26 protein-coding genes are annotated in these 20981 nt (G+C 60.0%); 11 read left to right on the top strand and 15 right to left on the bottom strand.

Annotated elements, in window-relative coordinates:
* Positions 1–107 precede the first annotated feature (107 nt).
* The 3 genes from PWM43_RS13695 to PWM43_RS13685 all read right to left on the bottom strand — a co-directional run bounded on the left by PWM43_RS13695 (position 108) and on the right by PWM43_RS13685 (position 1673).
* Positions 108–494 (bottom strand): type II toxin-antitoxin system VapC family toxin, encoded by a 387-nt coding sequence (locus PWM43_RS13695; protein ID WP_289843085.1) that lies wholly within the window; start codon positions 492–494, stop codon positions 108–110.
* Complete coding sequence (locus PWM43_RS13690; protein WP_289843084.1) at positions 491–724, bottom strand: type II toxin-antitoxin system Phd/YefM family antitoxin; 234 nt, start codon at positions 722–724, stop codon at positions 491–493. Before PWM43_RS13690 ends, PWM43_RS13695 begins: the two co-directional genes overlap by 4 nt.
* Before the next feature lie 166 nt (positions 725–890).
* A complete protein-coding gene (locus tag PWM43_RS13685; RefSeq protein ID WP_289843083.1) occupies positions 891–1673 on the bottom strand; it encodes a helix-turn-helix transcriptional regulator in 783 nt (260 codons plus the stop codon).
* A gap of 101 nt (positions 1674–1774) precedes the next feature.
* Here PWM43_RS13685 and PWM43_RS13680 point away from each other — a divergent pair, with 101 nt between their 5' ends.
* Together PWM43_RS13680 and PWM43_RS13675 are read left to right on the top strand one after the other, a co-directional pair.
* Positions 1775–2530, top strand: a complete 756-nt coding sequence (locus tag PWM43_RS13680; protein ID WP_394356089.1) for a class I SAM-dependent methyltransferase — start codon at positions 1775–1777, stop codon at positions 2528–2530.
* 85 nt (positions 2531–2615) lie between these two features.
* The gene (locus tag PWM43_RS13675) at positions 2616–3077 is read left to right on the top strand and encodes a YbaK/EbsC family protein (RefSeq protein ID WP_289843082.1); all 462 of its coding nucleotides are present in this window, start codon (positions 2616–2618) and stop codon (positions 3075–3077) included.
* Positions 3078–3238: 161 nt separating this feature from the next.
* Here the strand turns inward: PWM43_RS13675 and PWM43_RS15445 are convergent, their stop codons facing one another.
* The 4 genes from PWM43_RS15445 to PWM43_RS13655 form a co-directional block, all read right to left on the bottom strand.
* Positions 3239–3430 (bottom strand): 4Fe-4S binding protein, encoded by a 192-nt coding sequence (locus PWM43_RS15445; protein WP_394356088.1) that lies wholly within the window; start codon positions 3428–3430, stop codon positions 3239–3241.
* Between the two features lie 148 nt (positions 3431–3578).
* Positions 3579–4469: an SDR family oxidoreductase gene (locus PWM43_RS13665; RefSeq protein ID WP_289843080.1), complete on the bottom strand. Its 891-nt coding sequence runs from the start codon at positions 4467–4469 to the stop codon at positions 3579–3581.
* On the bottom strand, positions 4466–5176 hold the full coding sequence (locus tag PWM43_RS13660; RefSeq protein WP_289843079.1) for a TetR/AcrR family transcriptional regulator: 711 nt from the start codon (positions 5174–5176) through the stop codon (positions 4466–4468). Before PWM43_RS13660 ends, PWM43_RS13665 begins: the two co-directional genes overlap by 4 nt.
* Before the next feature lie 53 nt (positions 5177–5229).
* Positions 5230–6018 (bottom strand): helix-turn-helix transcriptional regulator, encoded by a 789-nt coding sequence (locus PWM43_RS13655; protein WP_289843078.1) that lies wholly within the window; start codon positions 6016–6018, stop codon positions 5230–5232.
* A gap of 146 nt (positions 6019–6164) precedes the next feature.
* Here PWM43_RS13655 and PWM43_RS13650 point away from each other — a divergent pair, with 146 nt between their 5' ends.
* Positions 6165–7067 carry a ketopantoate reductase family protein gene (locus PWM43_RS13650; RefSeq protein WP_289843077.1) on the top strand — a complete coding sequence of 301 codons (903 nt, stop codon included), beginning with the start codon at positions 6165–6167 and terminating at the stop codon, positions 7065–7067.
* Positions 7068–7226: 159 nt separating this feature from the next.
* Here the strand turns inward: PWM43_RS13650 and PWM43_RS13645 are convergent, their stop codons facing one another.
* The 3 genes from PWM43_RS13645 to PWM43_RS13635 all read right to left on the bottom strand — a co-directional run bounded on the left by PWM43_RS13645 (position 7227) and on the right by PWM43_RS13635 (position 10280).
* The gene (locus PWM43_RS13645; RefSeq protein ID WP_289843076.1) at positions 7227–8021 is read right to left on the bottom strand and encodes a DUF4410 domain-containing protein; all 795 of its coding nucleotides are present in this window, start codon (positions 8019–8021) and stop codon (positions 7227–7229) included.
* A gap of 187 nt (positions 8022–8208) precedes the next feature.
* Positions 8209–8763, bottom strand: a complete 555-nt coding sequence (locus PWM43_RS13640; RefSeq protein ID WP_289843075.1) for a DUF3159 domain-containing protein — start codon at positions 8761–8763, stop codon at positions 8209–8211.
* A gap of 2 nt (positions 8764–8765) precedes the next feature.
* Positions 8766–10280: an FAD-dependent oxidoreductase gene (locus tag PWM43_RS13635; RefSeq protein ID WP_289843074.1), complete on the bottom strand. Its 1515-nt coding sequence runs from the start codon at positions 10278–10280 to the stop codon at positions 8766–8768.
* A 67-nt stretch (positions 10281–10347) separates the two neighbouring features.
* On the opposite strand from PWM43_RS13635, the gene PWM43_RS13630 reads away from it, so the two are divergent.
* Positions 10348–10800: a MarR family winged helix-turn-helix transcriptional regulator gene (locus PWM43_RS13630; protein ID WP_289843073.1), complete on the top strand. Its 453-nt coding sequence runs from the start codon at positions 10348–10350 to the stop codon at positions 10798–10800.
* A gap of 163 nt (positions 10801–10963) precedes the next feature.
* Here the strand turns inward: PWM43_RS13630 and PWM43_RS13625 are convergent, their stop codons facing one another.
* Entirely contained in the window at positions 10964–11518 is a 555-nt protein-coding gene (locus PWM43_RS13625; RefSeq protein WP_289843072.1) for a TetR/AcrR family transcriptional regulator, read from the bottom strand.
* A gap of 108 nt (positions 11519–11626) precedes the next feature.
* Between PWM43_RS13625 and PWM43_RS13620 the strand changes: the two genes are divergently transcribed.
* Positions 11627–12220, top strand: a complete 594-nt coding sequence (locus tag PWM43_RS13620; protein WP_289843071.1) for a glutathione S-transferase family protein — start codon at positions 11627–11629, stop codon at positions 12218–12220.
* Between the two features lie 23 nt (positions 12221–12243).
* On the opposite strand, the gene PWM43_RS13615 is transcribed toward PWM43_RS13620, so the two are convergent.
* The 3 genes from PWM43_RS13615 to PWM43_RS13605 all read right to left on the bottom strand — a co-directional run bounded on the left by PWM43_RS13615 (position 12244) and on the right by PWM43_RS13605 (position 15140).
* The gene (locus PWM43_RS13615) at positions 12244–13134 is read right to left on the bottom strand and encodes an aldo/keto reductase (RefSeq protein ID WP_289843070.1); all 891 of its coding nucleotides are present in this window, start codon (positions 13132–13134) and stop codon (positions 12244–12246) included.
* Between the two features lie 136 nt (positions 13135–13270).
* Entirely contained in the window at positions 13271–14326 is a 1056-nt protein-coding gene (locus PWM43_RS13610; protein ID WP_289843069.1) for an SDR family oxidoreductase, read from the bottom strand.
* A gap of 10 nt (positions 14327–14336) precedes the next feature.
* On the bottom strand, positions 14337–15140 hold the full coding sequence (locus PWM43_RS13605) for a type 1 glutamine amidotransferase domain-containing protein (RefSeq protein WP_289843068.1): 804 nt from the start codon (positions 15138–15140) through the stop codon (positions 14337–14339).
* A gap of 16 nt (positions 15141–15156) precedes the next feature.
* Here PWM43_RS13605 and PWM43_RS13600 point away from each other — a divergent pair, with 16 nt between their 5' ends.
* The 4 genes from PWM43_RS13600 (at position 15157) to PWM43_RS13585 (ending at position 18221) form a co-directional block, all read left to right on the top strand.
* Positions 15157–16104 (top strand): MFS transporter, encoded by a 948-nt coding sequence (locus PWM43_RS13600; protein ID WP_289843067.1) that lies wholly within the window; start codon positions 15157–15159, stop codon positions 16102–16104.
* A complete protein-coding gene (locus PWM43_RS13595) occupies positions 16104–16844 on the top strand; it encodes an MFS transporter (RefSeq protein ID WP_289843066.1) in 741 nt (246 codons plus the stop codon). Before PWM43_RS13600 ends, PWM43_RS13595 begins: the two co-directional genes overlap by 1 nt.
* Before the next feature lie 202 nt (positions 16845–17046).
* Positions 17047–17742 carry a DJ-1/PfpI family protein gene (locus tag PWM43_RS13590; protein ID WP_289843065.1) on the top strand — a complete coding sequence of 232 codons (696 nt, stop codon included), beginning with the start codon at positions 17047–17049 and terminating at the stop codon, positions 17740–17742.
* 14 nt (positions 17743–17756) lie between these two features.
* Positions 17757–18221, top strand: coding sequence for a nuclear transport factor 2 family protein (locus PWM43_RS13585; RefSeq protein WP_289843064.1), 465 nt, complete (start codon positions 17757–17759; stop codon positions 18219–18221).
* 9 nt (positions 18222–18230) lie between these two features.
* Here the strand turns inward: PWM43_RS13585 and PWM43_RS13580 are convergent, their stop codons facing one another.
* The gene (locus tag PWM43_RS13580; RefSeq protein ID WP_289843063.1) at positions 18231–18851 is read right to left on the bottom strand and encodes a DNA-3-methyladenine glycosylase I; all 621 of its coding nucleotides are present in this window, start codon (positions 18849–18851) and stop codon (positions 18231–18233) included.
* A 425-nt stretch (positions 18852–19276) separates the two neighbouring features.
* On the opposite strand from PWM43_RS13580, the gene PWM43_RS15510 reads away from it, so the two are divergent.
* Both PWM43_RS15510 and PWM43_RS15505 read left to right on the top strand, forming a co-directional pair.
* Positions 19277–20047 (top strand): recombinase family protein, encoded by a 771-nt coding sequence (locus tag PWM43_RS15510; RefSeq protein WP_456304623.1) that lies wholly within the window; start codon positions 19277–19279, stop codon positions 20045–20047.
* A complete protein-coding gene (locus PWM43_RS15505; RefSeq protein WP_456304636.1) occupies positions 19987–20961 on the top strand; it encodes a recombinase zinc beta ribbon domain-containing protein in 975 nt (324 codons plus the stop codon). The genes PWM43_RS15510 and PWM43_RS15505 overlap by 61 nt, the downstream gene beginning before the upstream one ends.
* Positions 20962–20981 lie beyond the last annotated feature (20 nt).

Below are 20981 nucleotides of genomic sequence, written 5' to 3'. Positions count from 1 at the left end.
CTCAAGTTGCGACAATCGCAAGACGAGAATAAAGCGGGTTTAGATAATTGTTTTGAAAAGATCTTTTCTGCCTTCGCTTGATCTTTTCATAACCATAGTCCTTTCGATCACCAAAGACGCTTGACGGCGAAGCTGTCAAATAAGGCCTCGTTGGAGATCAGCGTCATATCTTCGGCCTGCGCCTGGGCAATCAGGAAACGGTCAAACGGGTCTTTATGAGCGATGTTCATCTCGCCCGCGATGCGGGCATGAGTAACGCTGATTGGCAGTTCAACAAACGCCTGCCCAGCAACAATAGCTTCAAAATCCTGTGCCAGCAGCGCCGCCCCCGGCAGTTTGCCGATGCGGAACTTCGTTGCGACCTCCATGGCCGACGCTGCGCTCACAGCTATAACATTATCTTCATCGGCTATGGCTTCCTGAGCGCGATGACTCAAATGCTCGTCGCCCGCCAGCCACCAGATCAGCGCGTGCGTATCAAGCAGTAGCCTCAAGCGAGATTCCACCCGTCCAGTTCGTCGTCGGGCAAGGTCTCATTGAAGGTCTTATCCTGGGTTATCTTGCCTTTGAGCGCCCCAAACACGCGACGCCCCTGCGGTTCCACCGGCACAAGACGCACGACGGGTACTGAACCACGCGCAATCACCACATCACCACCCGCAAGCGCGTCGGCAATCAGACGAGACAGGTTGGTTTTGGCATCGTGAACCGAAAACTGGGCCATGAGGCACCTCCTTAGCTAAGGGTATAGCTAAGAGACCTTCTGTCGGCAAGAGTCGTCTTCCATTCTGACCACGTTATTACGCGCGCGTTCGTCCGTTGGAGCCCCGCAATCCAGGCAAATACGATTAAGATAAAGCGACCATCCGAATGGTCAGAACCTGCTGGAATTACCGTGGTCTCACGGTCACCAGCTGATACTGTGGCCACGTTGTAAAAGTCAGGGTGGTCTGGTCAAAGTCAACAGGGCCATCAACGGGATGATGGAACTTGCGGGCGCCCCCTTCCCGCAGCAACACGCTCTGATTGTGCCACAGCCGCTCAAAATCCGGGCTCAGGGACCGAAGTTCCTGCACAAGCGCGTCTACCTGTTCTGTGTCACCACGAATGCTGACAGCCCGGAATTCCGCCAGCACCCGTCGCGCACTGCTTTCCCAGTCGTCAAGAAACGTGCGGGCGTCTGGTGCCAGAAAAACATAGCGCAGCAGATTGCGTTCTTTACCGTCCAGCCAACCGGCAAAAAGATGCCGGGCCGCGTCATTGGCGGCGCAGGCGTTCCACAGGGGATCAAGCACATAACAGGGCACTGCCATCTGCCCGGGAAATATCCGGACCTCCTCAGGCAGGCCAGATGCCATGGAGGGCCGTGAGGCATGGGGATCTTTCATCCGCGCGAGTTCGAACAGGTACAGTCGTTCCGCAGCGGAAAGATGCAGGGCCGTCGCAATGCGTGCCAGCGTCGCCGCCGAACAGGAGACATCCCGGCCCTGTTCGAGCCACGTATACCAGGTTGTGCTGATACCGCAGATCTGGGCGGCCTCTTCCCGCCGCAACCCTTTTGCCCGGCGGCGTCCTGGTAGCGGATGCAGACCAACATCCTCTGGTGAGAGGGTATCACGACGCGCGCGCAGGAAAGTCCCGAGAGCACGATGCTGTTCGGAGGAAAGACTCATGATGGTGGTTTTTATACCAGTATAAAGAAAGACCTTATCCCTGTTTTTTGCATCTGGCAGCCTGGACTGCAACGAGTCATAGAACCGCGGAGGCAGAAAAAATGACGGAACCTTATGCGGCAAAGCACTACGCCGCACGGGCGCAGGATTATGTAACCAGCACGATCCACAGTCAGGGCAGCGATCTGGACAGGGTCGAGAGCCTGGTAGCGGGCAAAAGCCTGCGACGTGTTCTGGATATCGGCTGCGGTGGAGGTCACGTCACCTATCGGCTCGCTCCCCATGTCGGAGAGGTTGTCGCCTGCGATGTGACGGGTCCGATGCTGGATGCCGTCGCGCAAGAAGCAGCACGACAGGGACTGTCCAACGTCACGACCGTACAGGCTCCCGCAGAAAAGCTCCCTTTTGAACACGGAAGCTTCGACGCCGTCTTCTGCCGCTTTACGACCCATCACTGGTCTGATGCGCTGGCAGGTCTGCGGGAAGCACGACGTGTGCTGGCCCCATCAGGGATGGCTTTATTCATTGATGTGACAGCCCCTCCGTCCGCCCTGCTGGATAGCTGGCTTCAGTCGATCGAACTGTTGCGCGACGTCTCGCATATTCGGAATTATGGAGTAGCCGAATGGGTGACCTTGCTAGGACAGTCGGGCTTCGTTCTTCAGACCATCGGGACGCATCGTCTGCGTATGGATTTCAAAAGTTGGGTAGCGCGAACGAAAACACCTCCGGAGCGGGTCGCGGCCATCCGTTCCCTGCAACGGGCCGCGCCGGACGATGTCACACGCCATTTCGGGGTCGAAGCGGATGGCAGTTTCATGATCGACGTCAGCACTTTCCAAGCGGCGCCATTATGAGCGGAATTGTGACTGTCGCAGGGAACTGACTGGTATGCCATCATCAGGATCAGAAAAGGTTCGCCAGTATCATGGGGAGACAGAGATGAGCCGGGAATCCGTTCAGGCATTTTTCGAGGTCAATGCGCCAGACATCAAACCCGTGGTGCTGACAGACAGCACGGCAACAGTAGCAGAAGCAGCCAAGGCGCTCGGAGTTCAGGACGGGCAGATTGCCAAGACCCTGGCGCTGAAGGTCGGCGATGAACGGATTCTGGTCGTCATGGCAGGCACGGGACGGCTGGATAACCGCAAGACGAAGGATACGTTCGGAAACCGGCCCCGCATGCTGCCTGCGGAAGAGGTGCAGGAATTAACCAGCCATCCGGTCGGCGGTGTGTGTCCCTTCGGGCTGCCGCAGCCGGTCCGGGTATTCTGTGACATTTCACTGCGCGCATTCGATGTGGTCTGGCCGGCAGCGGGAGACCGGAACAGCTCTGTGTGTCTGACCCCCGACCGTCTGGCAGATCTCGTCGGAGCGGAATGGGTGGATGTCAGTCAGGAGTAAGGTCGGCCTCCGCTCTATTTTAAGACATTCATTGACCTTGAAAGTCTGCCCGTAACCAGACACTGATTACAGGTAAAAGGTCACTCCACATTATGGCTCTGTATCATTCTGACTATGCCTGCCGACCACGGTTCCATGTGTTATCCGCGTCTTTCTGCGCATCAGACTTTCACGAGTTTGATGGCACGTTCGGGACAGGCCTTTACACAGAGACCGCAGGCACGGCACTGATCGGCATAGGCGTATACGCGACCATTCCTCCATGAACATGGCTTTTGATCTTCCCGACAAATGAAAGCTCCCGATAGTCCGAGCGGTCGATCTTTCGGACCTCGAAAACATTGTAAGGACACATGGCGACACAGGCATCTTTTCCCTCACAGCGATTGAAATCCACAATTGGGACGACCAGCCCTGTTCGACCTTCTTCCAGGCATTTAGATGTGCTCATCACTTTTTCTTCGCCTCTGGTCGTTTCGATACCGTTCATTTGACGCTCTGCTACAAATTCCGACTTTGCCGAAGCTCCCGCGCAAACATCTCAAGCGTCGTCGTTGGCCTCCCCAGTTTTTCCCAAGTATGCTCAGCATAAAACGGATCTTCGTGATCCCCGAAATAGGCGAACAGATGCGCCACGAATTTCATTTTCGGATTGAAAAGGCCGATCAACCGCATAACCCAGAGCGGCGCCACACGAATTTTGAGAGAGGGGTCGTAGTTTTTTACAAACCGCTCCAGCGCCTGTCTGACAGAGATCGCTTCCGGTCCCTGCACAGGACAATGTTCCGGCATCGCTTCAGGATTCTGAAACGCCTCGACCACCCATCGCGCGTAATCCGCGGCGCTGATCCACCAGATTTTGACGCGCGTATTCCCGATCCACTGGATCGCGCGTCCGCTGATCATGTGCGGGAGCAATTCCATGAAATGGGTCGGCGCGAAGAAGGTATGACGGATACCGGTGTCCGTGATGATCTTGTGCCCTTCCATACGGATGATATTGGGCACGACATTATGTTTGATGTGTCCAAGTGCCGGCGGATAGGCGCCAAGAGCGCCGATCTTGGCAATATACTGAATGTCCAGCCCCTGTATGGCCGTCATCAGGTTTCGCACGCCTTCCCGCTCTTCATAGAAAGGAAGGTTCGGGTCGGCCGTTTCGGTCGCGAGATTGAGGTAGAGCGCGTCTACCCCTTCAAGAGCACTACGCAGTCCCGGAATCTCCCGCAGATCGGCCTGAACGATCTCGACAGTGTCCGGGAGCATCCTGCGTGCCTTGTCCGGCGAGCGGACAATGGCGCGAACCTCGAAATGTCTGGCCAGTTCGGTCGCGACCGGCGCGCCAAGCCGACCCGTCGCACCAATGACGGCTATTGTCCTGATCGGTTTCATGGTGTGTCCTGATCCATTGATGCAAAAATTGTCCTGAGTTTTTCAGGATCGTAATGCCGGTTTATGGCGGTGTTTCTGAGGCCGATCCCGCGCAGCAGGAAACGGACCGTGTTTTCGATCAGCTTTTCGCGTGTGACGCCGTATTCGACGACCGTGATGTCGGGCAGGCTGATCAGATGCAGCGTGTTCGCCAGATGATGGACGAACCAGATCTCGGCACTGCCGGCCTGAACACCGTCCTCAACATCGCCTGCGTGCTGCGCAGCCCGGAAGGATCGTTCGAAAACGCCGATCCAGGGCTTCACATGCCGGTCGAGGAAAGCCTTCGCGAACTGTCCGTCGCCCAGCAGACTGGCCGTGACCAGCCGCTTGGTGTCGTTGTGAGACTGCGCATCCCCGATGCCGGGAAAGACCGCCTGCACGAGCAGGGCCACACCTGTGACCAGTGTTGCCGTCGAAGGTGCTGCTTCGGCGAGAAGACGGCTGCCGACGGCGTTGGCTTCTACGCAATGGGACTCAAGTTCCGCGTAAAGCACCTCCTTACTGGCGAAGTGCCGGTAAAGAAGGGCTTCTGAGACACCCGCCGCCTTGGCGATCTCTTTCGTGGTCGCACCCTCCCGACCAAGCCGGGCGAAAACGGGAGCCGCCGCTGACAGGATCGCCTGCCTGCGGTCCGTCGCGGAAAGTCTGGATGGACGTGAGGGCATGGTTTCTCCTTACGGAGAAGTAGTAAGTGAGTACTCACTTATATACAAGCACCTTATGACACCTCACCGTATATGACCAGAATCAGGTCCGGTCGCCCATCGACGGCAAAGGTTGAAACCTCAAAGGCCTGGGGACCATGAACAGGATGATGGAACGTCTTGGCGCCATGCCCGAACGTATGGACCGTCCTGTCCTGCCATAGCGCCCGGAATTCAAAACTGGCAGCGCAAAGCTCCGCCACTAAAGGCTCGACCGCCTCCGCTGCACCCGCCCGGGCAGTATCCATCCTGAAGCTGCTGACGATGAAACGGGCAGTACTTTCCCAATCCGGATGAAGCGTCCTACTGCGCGGGTCGAGAAAAATCAGCCGAAGAATATTGCGGTGTTCGGGCGGAAGGAGCGCAAAATCTGTCATCAGTTCCGTGGCCGCACGGTTCCATGCGACCATGTCCCAGGTTGCGGTACGGATGAACGCCGGACTGGGATCAAGTCTGTCGAGCACGCGTTGAAGTCTCGGCGTGACATCCGTGTCCTGCCGATAACGTGCCTCGGGCGATCGCCCCAGCCCGAGAAGGAAAAGATGCTCGCGTTCGGCGTCGGTCAGCATCAACGCCCCTGCAAGACGCTCCAGAGCCGCAGCCGACGGCATGCCGCCCCGGCCCTGCTCAAGCCAGGTGTACCATGTCACGCTCAGCTCCGCGCGCTGCGCCACCTCCTCGCGACGCAGGCCCGGGGTTCGTCGGCGGGTTGCCGGGAATCCCAGTGCGGCAGGATCAAGTTTCTGACGTGCATTGCGAAGATAGAGACCAAGCGCCTTCTCACTGGCATGCAGGCTGCTCATCCTGTTAGTTCCTATACCCCTGTAAGCTCACGGCTTTACCAGTGTATCCAATACCCTTCAGTCTGTCCCCTTTCGGGAATACTGTCCGGATCTCACTCCTGAGTCGGGCTGGATCTTGTTTCCGGAAGACACAGGGGGCACAGCACATGAGCATATCTTCCGATAAGTCTTCACCACTGCGCATCGCCATTCTGGGTGGCGGACGGATCGGCAGCGCTTTCGCCTTTCATTTCGCGCGAAACGCGAGGCATGAGGTCACGATCATTGCCCGTCCGAATTCTGCGCGCCTTGCACAGTTGCGACGGGATGAAGGGATCGTGACAACGACGCATGAGCACGCCTCAGCGATCATCTGCGACACGCTGGATGAAAACATCCCGTATGATTTCGTGCTCGTTACGGTGAAAGACTATCAGGTGAGAGCGCTTCTGCCGGCGCTCACGCGCTGTGCCGCCCGGAAAATCCATTTCATGTTCATGACGTTTGAACCGGACCGCCTCCGGCAGGCGGTCAGCCCGGAGCGCGCTATTCTCGGCATGCCCTTTCTCCAGTCCGATTTCGATGCGAACGGCCATCTCAAGATCTCCATCGGAAAGCGCGAGACGCTGACCGACGACCCGGAATGGGCACATCTTTTCAGGGCTGCGGGGCTGCCAGCCCGGCACGAGCCCCAGATGGCCCTGTGGCTTCGCTGCCATGTTCCGCTGGGTGTCGCTTTTGAAAGCGTTGCCGTTGCTGCGGTGCAGCGTGGCAGGGGAGCTTCATGGAGCCGTGCCCGGACCCTGGCTCTTGGTGTCCGCGCCTGCTTTGCCATGATCCGGAGCCAGGGATATGAGATTTATCCGAAGGACAAGGCAAGACTGGAAAAACTGCCGGTTTCCATCGTGACAACTATGCTTTGGGGGCTGTCACGCATTCCAGCGTTTCGGACACTCCTGGCGACTGGAAAGACCGAGTGCAGCGCTCTTGTTGATGACATGCTGGCATCAGCGCCCACGACTGCGCCATCAATCGATTTGCACGCCATCCGTGCCATGAAACCAGAATGATAACCTGATCCTTTTCCCGATATGAGGTCTCAGGTTGTTACCACACATGCTGTCGTGCGCATGGCCACTTGCAGATAATTTTGATCAATACCGGACAGGCAGTAATCGCCTCTCTGCAGACACTTTTCGGTTTAAGATCTGCTTTCCCAAAGCGGACATTCATCGTAAGCGCTGGTTTTCACCTCGCGATAAAAGAAAGGCATGATTCGCGCCCCTGACTGTTTCCTCATAGGGCTGGTCCGGAGGCAGCCACCCATTCGTGCGGTAATACTCCGTTATCTTCCCGACAATGGTCATCGCGGTGCGATCCGCGTCCTCATGCCCGTCGCTGCGCAGCTCCTTGGAGATGGCATGCGCGCTGTGAATACCGAAGCCGATCGGGTTCCACGCACTGACGATGACGCCCGGCATGGCACCGCTATCAGCCACGACGGTGAAATCGAGTAAGGTCGTCATTTTCGCGCCGCGTTCGTCATACAGGATGACATGCGTCTGAAGGCAGCTCTTGCCCGCCCCGAAACCGACCAGTTCGCGCGACCAGGGATTTCCCGCGTCCAGCGTGCCGAGATCGACGACGAGAGCCAGTTCCGCGCCGTTCGTCTGCGGCATCGCATCCGCCGGGTGCGCGGCAATTTGAGAGTGTTCGAGACGGGTCGCGAGACCGGTGGCGAGTGCCTGCATGTTGCGATCCAGCCGCGTTGCATTCTGAGCGGTTCTCGGCAGGCTCGTCTTCACAGTGACCGCAATGGGTGCCACCGATTGCGCATCCGTCACCGCTACCGGATTTCGAACCTGCGCTCCGGCGCACGAGGCCAGGAGCAAAACCAACCCGAGCAGGAGAAATCGCCCGCACCTGGCGTCTCCCAGAGGTGCGGATTTAGGCTGTGCGCCTCCATGGAGAAACACGAATGCTTGCCGCGTGATGGCGGCCGGAAAAGCAAAAACGGATTTCACGGTCTTTTCGCTCCCGAGATGTATCTTTTGAAGTGTTCAGAATTTCGGGCGTGCGTCTTCGGAAGGCCGATCGCCTCCACGCCAGATATCCAAAGAAAGGAAGATGTCGAGCGAGCGGCCGCCTGCTGTCAGGCACGCGTTCGGTCAGAACGTCGGTTTCGTGCCGCCTGCAGGCGTGTGCGTCCCGTCAACCGTCGCCGGACGCACGCCGGATCTTTCTCACATAGGACTGCGTCCATCGTGCCGCGATGGCCAGAATACCCAACGTGAGGACAATGCCCCGCCGGTCGGGCGCTCCGGACGTCGTCATATAAAGATCAATCAGGGCGAGCCCGACGAATGCCAAGCCCCAGACGCCCGAAAGGATGGTGTTGTGCCGCATGAAAGCGGGATCGCGACGGGCATCGGCGGTGGCAGACGTCCGGGCGTGCTGCAGCGTGAAGGGACTCCCGAACAGGATGCTCAGGAACACGACCAGGGCCAGCCCGGCATCCACGAACAGACGCACCTGCCAGACGGACCATGTCTGATTGAGACTGACCACCAGGAGCGTGAGGCCACCGAAGATCACGGCACTGCCCGCTTCAAGGATATTGAAGGATCGTGTCCTTGCAGCCTCCCATCCCACCAGTGCCAGAGACACGGCAAAGCCCGTCAACAGGCCCGGCACGACGCCGACCAGCTTTTCCACCAGCGCGAAGGCGAGGAAGGGCGCAAACCCCAGAAAGGTCTGGAAGCCCATGATCATACTCCTCCGACCGTAACAGTCGGGCGGGATGGCAGCACGTGCGCCAAGTAGCGCAAAAGCTGCGCCTCCAAGTCGTCAGAGAAGAAAATTCCGGCGATGTAACCGTCCGGACGCACGAGCACCCACTGACCGGGTTCGATCCCGTACGCTTCGGCAATATGGCCATCCTCGTCGACGAGTTCCTGCCCCGCGCCGATGGTGACGATCCGAACACCTGCGATGGCCGACGGCCGATCACGCACCTCGTAACCGAGCAGGCTCCAGTGAGATCCTTGAAAAACCGTAAACAGCCGTGTCCGCTGCCCAGCTTGTCCGCGACAGGGCGCATCAGGGGCGCGATCGCCCGCCTGCACTTTGCCGCCCACCGAACCGGGCGCGCTCAATGACGAACCGCGATAGCCGAGGTCGAGCTGCCGCGCTTCGCGATCGCGTCGCATAATGCCCTGCTTGACCTCCCCGAGCAGCCGCGTCGAGAGAGCAAGCATGTTCAATGCGATCGGCCGACGCTCCGCCTCGTAGCTGTCGAGCAGCGCTTCTGGCGCCCCCGAGAGCACGGACGCCAGCTTCCAGCCGAGATTATAGGCGTCCTGAACGCTGGTATTGAGGCCCTGACCGCCGGTTGGCGGGTGAACATGCGCGGCATCTCCCGCAAGGAAGACGCGCCCGACCCGATAGCGATCGGCCAGACGCGCACTCATCGTATAGACCGAGGACCACGACACCGAACGGATCGTAATGTCCCCTCTGCCGGTCCGGTCTTCGATGAGCGCGGTCAGCCCGGCCGGAGACAGATCGATCTCTCCGTCCAGCGCCACGGGCGCCTGAACCTGAAACAGGTCCGTGCCTGCCAGCGGGCAGATCATCACCTGCGTCGCCGGTGAACCGAACTGGAAACGATGCCAGGCGGACCGATCCAAACCCTCCAGCCGTACATCGGCAACGATCGCACGCACGCCCAGTGCTTCTCCCGGAAAATCGATCGCCAATGCATGACGCACGAAGCTGCGGCCACCATCGGTCCCGATGAGGAACCGGGCACGAACAACCTGCTCGCCGCCTTGCTGTTCGATCCTCGCCGTAACGCCATCGTTGTCCTGCTGGAAGCCGACCAACTGCGTGCCGAAGCAAGGGTGATGGCCCAGCTCGGAGAGCCGCTCCCGCATGACGGCTTCGGTTGCGAACTGCGGCAACATCAGCGGCGCGGCATAGGGCTCGGCTGCGGCCGGGAAGACGTCTGCTTCTGTCAGAAGCGACATTTTATGGGTTCCATCAGGAAGATACTGACAGAGCGGCGGATAGGGTCCGCCTGCCGCGGCCATACGATCGACGATGCCGAGATCCTCGAAAATCTCCATCGTTCGGGGCTGGATGCCCTTGCCGCGCGACCCGCTGAACGGCTGCGCGTTCTGCTCGATCAGTCGGAACGAAATTCCACGTCGGGCGAGGTCGATGGCAAGCGTCAGGCCTGCGGCCCCCGCACCCGAGATCAGGACGTCTGTATCGAAAGACACTGGCAACTCCGCGAATCAATGTGTAATATTCACGTATATGGAGCTGACGTTGAAGGCAACGAAAAACGTGAATAATGCACACGATCCTGATATCCTGCGCGGACTGCATGCCGCGATCATTGATCTTGTCGATGAAATCAACCGCCCCCGCCGTGACGATCGCCTGATCGAGGAGGCCGGTATTCCGCTTGATCGGGCCCTGTTTCCGCTGCTTTCACGCGTATGGCGTTACGGTCCCATCGGCGTGGTCGAACTTGCGGACCGGACGGGCCGCGATCATACGACCATCAGCCGACAGATGACCAAGCTTGAGGAACTGGGCTTCATTGAGCGTCGTCCTTCGGCGGCGGACAGGCGTGTTCGCGAAGCAACGGTGACTGAGAAAGGCCGGGACATGGTTCGCATCCTCAACGCGGCGCGCGAGAGGTTGGCCAACCGCATTCTTGTCGACTGGACCGACGAAGACCTCGATCAGTTAAGGTCGCTTCTGCGACGCTTCGCTGACGACCTCATGCGGTGATGTTCGGAAACAGGCGAAGTCATTGCCCCTGTCCAGCAGTGAAATGCGGGCGAACACATCGTTTCGCTTCATCACACGACATGAAATTTTGAGTTCAGTCCGCCTCTTTTACGTGAAATATCCGTCGCTTGATGAAACGAGCGATGCAATCTCTCGGTTTCGATCACGCGGCTCTCCCTTCCCGCTCACCGACACGCAAGGCACGCTCCACTGCATGCCGGAGAGGCTCCATGTCGCCCTCGGTCGTAATCCAGAGCGTTGCCCCCTCGAGTTGCGCGAGGGTATCCGCTGCAACGAACACCGGTTCGGAAATCGTCCCGGCTTTCAGAATCCCAGCCATCGTATCGCGTAATCGCGCGAAAAACGCCCGCACGGCATCCCGGGCGTCTGGCGTCTGCGCTGTCACGCCATACGCGAGATGCAGCCCCACACACCGTCCTCGTGTCTCGAACGTCTCCGCAATCCGCCCGATCAATGTCTGCCAGGCTCCACGCCAGTCCGTCGCGGGGTCGGGGAGATCGACCAGCACGTCGTCGAGCGTTAGTGCCAGCACCTCGCGCACCAGAGATTCCTTCGACGGAAAGCGCGTGTAGAGGCTTTGCGGGCGCAGGCCCACACGATCGGCCAGATCACGCATGGATGCTCCTTCGTAGCCATGCTCGCGAAACAGTTCACGGGCCTCGACAACGATCCGGCGGATAGGAACGGCTTCTCTCATTGCACCTTTGACTTACGAACGGTCGTTCGTCACAGTAGGAAGCATGGTGCCGCCGGGCAAGCCACGTGCGCCCCTGCCCTCTTATCTCCGGTCACAGGACACCCCGTGATGCTTCTCTATGATCTGGACGTCTCCGGAAACTGCTACAAGATCCGACTTTTCGCGGCCCTGACAGGTACGAAGCTGGATCTCATTCCTGTCAATCTTGCGTCGGGTAAGAACCATGATCCAGATTTCCAGAAACTGAACCCGTTCGGGGAAGTCCCCGTCCTGGTGGATGGTGACCTCACACTTCGGGATTCCCAGGCCATTCTGGTCTACCTTGCCAGCCGGCTGACGGACCGCAACTGGTGGCCAGAAGACGCCATGTCACAGGCCATCATTACACAATGGCTTTCCGTGGCGTCGAGCGAGGTACGCAACGGCCCCAACACTGCCCGTCTGATCCGCAAATTCGGCTACCCCCTTGATATGGGAACCGCCATGCGCTGGACCGACAAACTCCTGCCGCTGCTCAATGCGCATGTCGAGACACAGGACTGGTTTGCCCTCGGTCATCCTACGATCGCTGACTGCGCTCTTTTTCCCTATCTTGCACTGGCGCCCGAGGGTGGTATCGACCTTACCCCCTACCCGGCCCTCGGCCGCTGGCTCGATCGCGTCCGAAATCTGCCGGGTTTCATCTCCATGCCGGGTCTGTAATCGACAGATGCTTCACACGGCCATCAGGAGGCGGACTGAAACGCCTTACGGCCTTCCGCGTCCAGCGCCGAGAAGTCTTCGTCGGACAGGATGATGTCAACGGCGGCGACGTTCTGTTCCAGATGCGTGACTTTGGAGGTTCCGGGGATCGGTAGCATGACCGGGCTGCGTCTGAGGATCCAGGCCAGGGCAATCTGGCCGGGCGTGGCGTTATATTTTCCCGATATGGTGTCGAGTATCGAGCCCGATTTTGCGAGATCGCCGGCGGCGAGCGGAAACCAGGGGATGAAGCCGATGCCCTGGGCGGTGCAATAGTCGAGCACGTCCTCGCTGGTACGGTCGACCAGATTATAGCGGTTCTGGACGGTCGCGACGTCGAAGAATTTCGAGGCCGCCTCGATGTCCGCGACGGATACCTCGCTCAACCCCGCGTGGCGGACGAGTTTCTGATCGAGCAGCGATTTGATGGCGTCGAACTGCTCGTCCGCCGGAACCTTTGGGTCAATGCGATGTAACTGCCACAGGTCAATCTGTTCGACCCCGAGATTGCGCAGGCTCTTATGCACCTGCTGAAGCAGGTATTCCGGTCGCCCGACCGGCTTCCATATATCCGGCCCCGAACGTGTGAGGCCGCCCTTCGTCGCGATCGTGAGCCCTTTCGGGTAAGGATGCAGCGCCTCGCGGATCAGCCATTCTGACACATCCGGACCATAGGAATCGGCCGTGTCTATGAAGTTGACGCCGAGTTCCGGAAGCCGCTTCAACGTGCGGATAGCTTCGTCGTGATCGGCGGGTGGCCCCCAGACGCCTTTGCCGGTAATACGCATCGCGCCGAAACCCAGGCGGTTGACGTCGAGATCGCCGCCGATTTTAAAGCTGCCGGATCTGGCGGCGTCATGGCTCGAAGTGCTCATTGTCCTACCTTTCCTCAAGAATTGTGCCCGCCTCGGCGGGCACCAATGTCTTCGCCAGCATGTCACGTTATAGATGTGGGTAGGCATCCGTACCAGGCAACAGCGGTGATCATAATCGCTTTACGGAAATGCGGGTTCAGAAAATGACTGTCGGCAACGCCTTTCGTTCCTGCAACCGCGCGAGCGCGCCCATCAAGGAAGCTGTGGAATCCATCCGCTCGGAAAAGCCGAAACGATAAATTTTATTCACGTCCGAAATAACGTCGGTCTCGGTATGGAAGATGAAATCTCCAAAACCCCATCCTACAAGACGGGCGATATCCGGTTCGACCAATCCATGTCGTTCAGCCAGTTCCCTCCATAATGGGCCTTTGTCGGCCATGTGGCGCGTGAGCGTCAGGGGCACCGGCGACGCGACCGCGAGACCGAGATGCGATCCGACATCTTCCCACATCCGCTCCCAGCGAAAAACATCCCCGTTCGTGACATTGAACGCCTCTCCCCCAGCCTGTTGCGTGATGGCCGCCCAATGGCTGGCACGGGCCAGCAAACCGGCATCCGTAAACTGAACAAGCTGCCGATAGGCGCGCGCGGTTCCTGGGAAACGGAGCGGAATACCAAGCGCTCGCGAGATTTCGGCGAAAACCCCAACAATAAGGGCAATGTTCATCGGATTTCCGATCACGTCGCCCACCACGACGTCGGGGCGCAGGGCAACGTAATCCCAAGACGCGCGTCCGGCATATGCCCGCAGAACCTCTTCCTGCGCCATGTAAAGGTTCGGCGGCATATGCGGCGGATCATTCTCACGGGCAGGCGTGCGGACCACAGCGCCCAGATGGATGCCATAGATCTTGAAGCCCTGATAAATCACGACTCGTTGTAAGGGAGCGTTGGCAGCACCAAGTCCGTCAAGCAGATGGCGTAGCATTCCGGCGTTGCGGTTCGCTTCAATCGCAAGGTCTGGATCGGGAGAGAGAGACGCATAGAACAGATGCGTCGTGTCCCTCGCCCGCGGCAAGGCCTCTCGCGTGGACGCGGCGTCTGTGAGATCGACGGTCAGGGAGTCGAAATCCGCAACCGTCTGCCTTCCCAACGTCCGGACCTTCCATCCCTGACGGCGAAGTTCCTGTGCGGTGGCGTTCCCGATGATGCCGTTTGCACCGGCGACCAGGGCAACTGGTTGGGTCATGATCGTTCTCTCACGCCTTGAGTCGCTGTATGACCAAAGCCGCGACACGTGCCGCCGAGGCCGGATTCTGACCGGTCAGAAGATTTCCGTCCTGTATGGCGAACGATGTAAAGTCAGGGCCGCGTTCGTAGAGAGCGCCTGATGCACGCAAACGGTCCTCAAGCAGAAACGGCACCGTATGCTCCAGTCCGACAGCCCGCTCCTCACTATCGGCAAAAGCGCTGACACGGCGCCCGGCGACGAAAGGCGTCCCGTCCGCCTTCCGGGCGGAGAGCAGTCCGGCCGGGCCGTGGCAGACCGCCGACACGATCCGGCCACTTCGGTCGAACTGTTCGATCAGACGCGCGAGCGCGGAATTCTCCGGATAGTCCGTCATCGTCCCGTGTCCCCCGGGAAGAAACACCGCGTCAAAGCCGCTGAGATCGATATTCGTGAATTTCGGAGTATCGGCGACCACGTGCCTGAGCGCCGGGTCTGACAGATAGCGTTCCACCGATGCCTCGTTCTGTCCGGCTTCCTTCACGCTCCGTGTATCGATCGGTATGGCGCCCCCTTCGATGGAGGCGAGCGTGACTTCGCCGCCCCCGTCCCGGAACGCATAGAACGGCGTCGTCAGTTCCTCCAGCCACACGCCGGTCGCATGGCCGCTCCGCCCCAGCTTGTCCGCAGACGTCGCGATCATGAGGATGTTCATCCGTGTTTTGCCTCCCTGTTTCTCCGGCGCGTCGCGTCGCCGCGTCTGGGCGATGCTCGCCCCGTGAACCGCGAGCCACGCGACAGCTGCACCCAGCATCAGTTCCCGGCGACCGCGCATAGCCGTTTTCTCCCTTTTGAAAACAGGAGCCTACACGCGGATCGCCAGCCCTGTCGCCGGTCAGGTCACCGCGCGGATGGTCTATGTCGGCGAATATGTCGGTATCGGCACCCAGGTGGCACGGGTCACGCCACTGCCGGACGTCTGGATCGTCGCGAACTTCCGCGAGGTGCAGCTGACACATATGCAGATCGGACAGGGCGCTTCGATCACGATCGATGCGTTCCCCGGCGCCACCTTTCGCGGGCATATGGACAGCATCGGACCCGTCTCGGGCGCCGAGACGGCCCTGCTGCCACCCGACAACGCTACCGGCAATTTCACCCATATCGTTCAGAGATTTCCCGTCAAGATCGTCATCGAGCCGGTCGGTGTCGGCCTGGGATGCTGGCTCGCCGTGATCTTCTCCCTGCGCCGGATCATGCTCCTCGCGATCGCGCTATTCGCGACCTCGTCCGCAATCGCGGCCATGACGCATGACCTGACACTGATGATCCTGGCGCGATCAGGCATGGGGCTCGCCGCCGGAGTCATCATTCCGCTTGCCATCATCACCGAGTTGCGGACCTTCCCGCCGACAGGGCGCGCGCTGGCGATCGGGCTCTATGCCTCGGCGGCGACGATGGCGCCGCAGGCCGCCGCATCGCTGGATGTCTGGCTCGTCGAACACTGGGGAACGCCGGCGATCTTCTGGATTGCGATCCCGCTGGGAATGATCGCGTTCGTCTGCGGATATCTCGGGCTATGGCGGGAGCGGATTCGCTGGCTGTTGTTTGCGCGTGCCGACCTGCGGATGGTCACTCTGTTTTCAGTGGGGGCCATTCTCCTTGGCGGTGGCCTTAGTCAGGGGAACCGGCTGCACTGGTCGGAGACGCCGCGACCCTGTTCGCCGTCATCATTGGTGCAGCACTCCTGCTCGGAGCATTCTGGCTCGGGTGACGCCGGGTCGTTCACCCGATTCTGATGACGCGATTGCTGACCCGCCGCAATGCCCTGCTCGGCGCGCTGATCGCCATTCCCTATCAGTTCGCATCGGTCCTTTCCGGTGGTCTGGTACCGGCATTTCTCGTCGATATCCCCGGTTACCGGCCTGAGCAGATCGCGCCGGCCCTGGACGCGGCGTTCTGGCCGCAGGCCGTTGCGTACCCGGCCTGCATCGTGACGCTGCGCTACGGATGGATGGAAGCCCGGACCTTTCTCGTGTTGGGCTTCGGACTGAATGCACTGGCCTGCCTGCTCGACCTCAACGTCACCAGCGACTGGATTCCCGACAATTTTGTCGTGGGGCAGATCCTCCAGGGGATCGGCCTGCCGTGGATTCTCCTACCTTTGCTGATGCTGTTCGTGGGCGACGTGGTGCCGAGTGAGGGGCTTTATGCCGCCGCCATCTTCAACCTAGCGCGTAGCCTTTCCGGCACCGCCGCGACCGCGTGGGTGGCAACCGGGCTGCGGCTGCGGGCCGAGGGACGCTATGGCGAACTGCTCGCCAGCACCGGCCTCCAGCCACACCACCGCACGCTCGCAGCGTGGAATAGCGTGGGCGCCCTGCCCTGGACGACGCCAGATCGGGTCCTGCTGGACCACCGTGCGCGATCGGTGGTCGGCGCACTCGTACGACACCAATCGATCGTCATCGGCTTTCCGTATCGAGGCGGTATCCAGTGCCACGTCGGAGGAAGAGCGAACCAGCCCCTCACTGGCTGACAGGATCGCAAGCTCGTATCTGTCTCTGGCCACGCGTCCGGCGATCTCGAATGCCGCGATAGGACCGGTAGCGTCGAGGATCTGGAAATCCGGATAGATCACAATGCCGATGCGCCCGCTCATGGCCTGAAATGAGGGATCATTGTCCTTTCGTCAACTCTGCGGGCGTTTCAGACTGAGGAAACGCATACAGGAGACGTCCGTGAACCAACCGTCCTTCCGCATTCTCTTCGCCATTTACTCTGGCATGACGCAGCTCGATTTTACCGGCTCCTATCAGTTCCTTTCCCGGACACCGGGGGCGAACGTGATTGTCGCCAGCGCTTCGGGGGGCAGCGTCGAAAGCGAGGGGCTGACATTCGCCGGAACGCAGCGCCTGGCCGATGTGACTGCCTGCGACCTGTTGTGCGTGCCGGGAGGACTTAGCGCGCTGGACGCAGCACTGGACGACACGTTCATCGCCGAAATCCGACGCCTCGGTTCCGGCGCGCGCTATGTCACCTCGGTCTGCACCGGCTCACTGATCCTGGGTGCCGCAGGGCTTCTGACCGGGCGACGCGCGGCCTGCCACTGGGCGTGGCGTCACCTGTTGCCATTGTTTGGTGCCCTTCCCGACACGGGACGGGTGGTGCGTGACGGCTCTGTCATCACTGGTGGAGGCGTGACCGCCGGTATCGATTTTGCCCTGACGGTGCTGGCCGAAATAGCGGGCGAGGATGTCGCGAAAACCATTCAGCTTGGTCTGGAATACGCGCCGGCCCCGCCCTTTGAATCTGGTCGGTCCGAGACCGCGCCGCCGGAGATCCTTGAGCGCTATCGCGAGCGGATGGCGCCACTTCTTGTTAAGCGCGAAGCCCAGGCGCGCAAGGCTGCGATGCGGCTTTCCCCGAACATCTGATCCGGAGTTCCGTCATGTCGCGACCGCCGCTCCCTCCATTTGACGCAGAAACCGCCGCACTCAAGACCCGCCTGGCCGAAGACGCCTGGAACAGTCAGGATCCGGCAAAAGTCGCGCTGGCCTATAGCCTCGACAGCCAGTGGCGCAACCGGTCGGACTTTATTCGGGGGCGAGCCGAAATCGTCACGTTTCTAACGGAGAAATGGGCTCGTGAGCAGGCCTACCGACTCATCAAGGAGGTCTGGGCTTTCCGGGAAAATCGTATCGCTGTCCGTTTTGCCTATGAGTGGCGCGATGAGACCGGCCAGTGGTTTCGTTCTTATGGCAATGAAAACTGGGAGTTCGACGAGGCTGGCCTGATGTCCCGGCGCGTGGCCTCCATCAATGACCTCATGATCGACGAGCAGGATCGTCTGTTCCACTGGCCTTTGGGGCGCCGGCCGGATGACCATCCGACACTCTCGGACCTCAGCTTGTAATCCGGCGCCTCAATACACCGGGTGAAACGTGCCTGCTGACCGCGCCGTATGCTGGTGATGCCGGAAGCAGTCCGGATCATGATCGTCGATCATCCCGACCGCCTGCATCCAGGCGTAGACAATCACCGGCCCGACAAACTTGAATCCCAGCGCCTTCAGGGCCTTCGACAGAGCCTGGGAGAGCGGCGACTGCGCCAGAACGGCGCCGGTCGTGTTCCGGATCGGCGCATCCGGCACCATGCTCCAGACAAAGGTGGCAAAATCCTCGCCCCGCTCCCGCATGGCCAGCCAGGCCTTGGCGTTGCCGATCGTCGCCTGGATTTTCGCTCGCGCGCGAATGATCCCGGGATCCGCCATCAGGCGTTCGACATCGCTTTCATCAAAGCGCGCGACGATCTCGGGATCGAAATTCGCAAATGCCTGGCGGAAGCCCTCACGTCGGCGCAGGACGATCAGCCAGGACAGTCCCGCCTGAAAACCCTCCAGGCAGAGCATCTCCCACAGCATTCGGCTGTCCCGAACCGGTTCACCCCATTCTTCGTCGTGGTAGCCACGCAGCAGCGGATTGGTTCTGGCCCACGAGCAACGGGGCAAGTCGTCAGTGGCAGAGTCGAGAGGCGTCTGAGGCATGCAGGAAGCATAACACGCCGCGTCTTCCCGCAAAGTTCGGCCTCTCTTGAGCAAGTCATTACGCGACGCGCGGGTTCGACGGAGTACAACTGACTACGCCATTACCCGCGTAAGGCCGACCCTGCTTTATTCTCAAATTACGCCAGATTCATTGATTTCATCAGCATCTGTCCGGATCGTGACGAGGATTTTCTTGCAACGCCTCCGGAACAGAGCGACGATGGCTGATACTCATCGACAGGACGCGGCGGATCCTTTCGCGCCATTACCGCCGGAACCGGCCCTGACCCGGCCGGAGGTTGGTCCCGACCCACGCCTGGTGGAACTGGCCCGTTTACTTGCCCGCAGGGCAGCTCGGGAACGGTTTGAGGCACAACAGCGGGAGCAGACAGAGCGACGCTCCTGAGAACAGGGAAGACAGCGTAATGCGTGTTGCGATCTATGCCCGCCATTCGTCCGACAACCAACGCGAAGCCTCGATTACAGATCAGTTGCGCCTGTGTCATCTCTACGCCGAAAAGCAGGGCTGGTTTGTGGTCGAAGACTATGCCGACCATGCCATCTCGGGAGCGTCCCTGCTGCGGCCGGGCATTCAGGCCCTCATGGCCAATGCCACACGCGGCCGCTTCCAGTTAGTACTGGCCGAGGCCATGGACCGCCTCTCCCGTGATCAGGAAGACATCGCCGGCCTGTTCAAGCGCATGGCCTTCGCGGGCGTGAAGATCGTCACCCTGTCCGAAGGAGAAGTCAGTCACCTGCATATCGGCCTGAAAGGCACGATGAACGCCCTGTTCCTGAAGGATCTGGCCGACAAGACCCGACGCGGCCTGCGGGGTCGGGTCGAACTGGGCAAATCTGGCGGCGGCAAATCCTACGGCTATGACGTCGTCAAGGATCTTGACGGAAATGGTGAGCGGATCCGGGGCGACCGCGCGATCAATGAGACCGAGGCCGACATCGTCCGGCGTATCTTCCGGGATTATATCGCGGGCAAATCTCCCAAGCGCATCGCGGTGGAGCTGAACAATGACGGCATCCCGGGCCCCGGCGGTTCAGCCTGGGGATTTACCACCATCAACGGCAACCGCAGCGTGGCATCGGCATCCTCAACAACGAGCTGTATGTCGGCAGGCTGGTGTGGAATCGCCAACGCTTCATCAAGGATCCGGATACCGGCAAGCGTCAGGCCCGCATGAACCCGGATTCCGAATGGATCACCCACCACGTCCCCGAACTGCGTATTCTCGACGATGATCTGTGGGAAACTGCCAAGGCGCGGCAGGGCGCGCTCAAACTGCGCAAGACCCCGGAAGACGACGTGGAAGAGAATCATTTCCGCGATCGCCGCCGGCCGAAGCATCTGTTCTCTGGGCTGGCCCGTTGCAGTTGCTGCGGTGGGGGCTATTCCATGATCTCGGCCGATCCGATGGGCTGCTCGACGGCACGGAACAAAGGCACCTGCGACAACCGGCAGAACCTCCGCCGCGACCGCCTCGAGGAGCGTGCCCTCGGCGCGTTGCGCCATCATATGATGGATCCAGCCCTGTTTCGCGAGTTCTGTGACGAGTTCACCCACGAGGCCAACCGGCTCCGGATGGAGAGTAGCGCTGGGATCAGTGCGGCAAAGTCAGAGCTGATCCGGATCGACAGGCAGATCACTGCCACGGTCGATGCCATTGCCGACGGCATGTTCCATCCCTCGATGAAAGAGAAGATGGACAAGCTCGAAGCCCGAAAGAGCGAGCTGATTTATTTCCTCAAGGATGCCCAGGAACCACCGCCCCTGCGGCATCCCGAGATGGCGACCTATTACCGCGTCCAGGTGGCGACGCTCTACGAGCCGCTCCAGCACAATGATGACAACACCCGTATCCAGGCAGGTGGGGTGATTCGTTCCCTGGTCAGCGAAATCGTCCTGACACCGGCTGAGGACGAACTGCTGATCGACCTACGCGGCGATCTCGCTGGAATTCTTACGTTATCGCTGAAAAGTAGAACCCCCGCGCCTCTTTCGAGGGCGGGGGTTCCTGATGCGTTCGCATCGCAATTTGAGATGGTTGCGGGGACACGGTCTGGCCGATACCGACACTCGCTGGAAATCGCCATCTGAAGCCGACAACGACGATAGGC

It is taken from the genome of Brytella acorum (assembly GCF_029309905.1).
GTDB lineage: Bacteria > Pseudomonadota > Alphaproteobacteria > Acetobacterales > Acetobacteraceae > Brytella > Brytella acorum.
This window is presented reverse-complemented; position numbering and strand designations above follow the sequence as displayed.

What these genes read in the sequence shown, in the direction of transcription:
- PWM43_RS13690 (WP_289843084.1), bottom strand. Translation starts at nt 724, where the DNA reads ATGGCCCAGTTTTCGGTTCACGATGCCAAAACCAACCTGTCTCGTCTG.
- PWM43_RS13685 (WP_289843083.1), bottom strand. Translation starts at nt 1,673, where the DNA reads ATGAGTCTTTCCTCCGAACAGCATCGTGCTCTCGGGACTTTCCTGCGC.
- PWM43_RS13680 (WP_394356089.1), top strand. Translation starts at nt 1,775, where the DNA reads ATGACGGAACCTTATGCGGCAAAGCACTACGCCGCACGGGCGCAGGAT.
- PWM43_RS13675 (WP_289843082.1), top strand. Translation starts at nt 2,616, where the DNA reads ATGAGCCGGGAATCCGTTCAGGCATTTTTCGAGGTCAATGCGCCAGAC.
- PWM43_RS13665 (WP_289843080.1), bottom strand. Translation starts at nt 4,469, where the DNA reads ATGAAACCGATCAGGACAATAGCCGTCATTGGTGCGACGGGTCGGCTT.
- PWM43_RS13660 (WP_289843079.1), bottom strand. Translation starts at nt 5,176, where the DNA reads ATGCCCTCACGTCCATCCAGACTTTCCGCGACGGACCGCAGGCAGGCG.
- PWM43_RS13655 (WP_289843078.1), bottom strand. Translation starts at nt 6,018, where the DNA reads ATGAGCAGCCTGCATGCCAGTGAGAAGGCGCTTGGTCTCTATCTTCGC.
- PWM43_RS13650 (WP_289843077.1), top strand. Translation starts at nt 6,165, where the DNA reads ATGAGCATATCTTCCGATAAGTCTTCACCACTGCGCATCGCCATTCTG.
- PWM43_RS13640 (WP_289843075.1), bottom strand. Translation starts at nt 8,763, where the DNA reads ATGGGCTTCCAGACCTTTCTGGGGTTTGCGCCCTTCCTCGCCTTCGCG.
- PWM43_RS13625 (WP_289843072.1), bottom strand. Translation starts at nt 11,518, where the DNA reads ATGAGAGAAGCCGTTCCTATCCGCCGGATCGTTGTCGAGGCCCGTGAA.
- PWM43_RS13620 (WP_289843071.1), top strand. Translation starts at nt 11,627, where the DNA reads ATGCTTCTCTATGATCTGGACGTCTCCGGAAACTGCTACAAGATCCGA.
- PWM43_RS13615 (WP_289843070.1), bottom strand. Translation starts at nt 13,134, where the DNA reads ATGAGCACTTCGAGCCATGACGCCGCCAGATCCGGCAGCTTTAAAATC.
- PWM43_RS13610 (WP_289843069.1), bottom strand. Translation starts at nt 14,326, where the DNA reads ATGACCCAACCAGTTGCCCTGGTCGCCGGTGCAAACGGCATCATCGGG.
- PWM43_RS13605 (WP_289843068.1), bottom strand. Translation starts at nt 15,140, where the DNA reads ATGCGCGGTCGCCGGGAACTGATGCTGGGTGCAGCTGTCGCGTGGCTC.
- PWM43_RS13595 (WP_289843066.1), top strand. Translation starts at nt 16,104, where the DNA reads ATGACGCGATTGCTGACCCGCCGCAATGCCCTGCTCGGCGCGCTGATC.
- PWM43_RS13585 (WP_289843064.1), top strand. Translation starts at nt 17,757, where the DNA reads ATGTCGCGACCGCCGCTCCCTCCATTTGACGCAGAAACCGCCGCACTC.
- PWM43_RS13580 (WP_289843063.1), bottom strand. Translation starts at nt 18,851, where the DNA reads ATGCCTCAGACGCCTCTCGACTCTGCCACTGACGACTTGCCCCGTTGC.
- PWM43_RS15510 (WP_456304623.1), top strand. Translation starts at nt 19,277, where the DNA reads ATGCGTGTTGCGATCTATGCCCGCCATTCGTCCGACAACCAACGCGAA.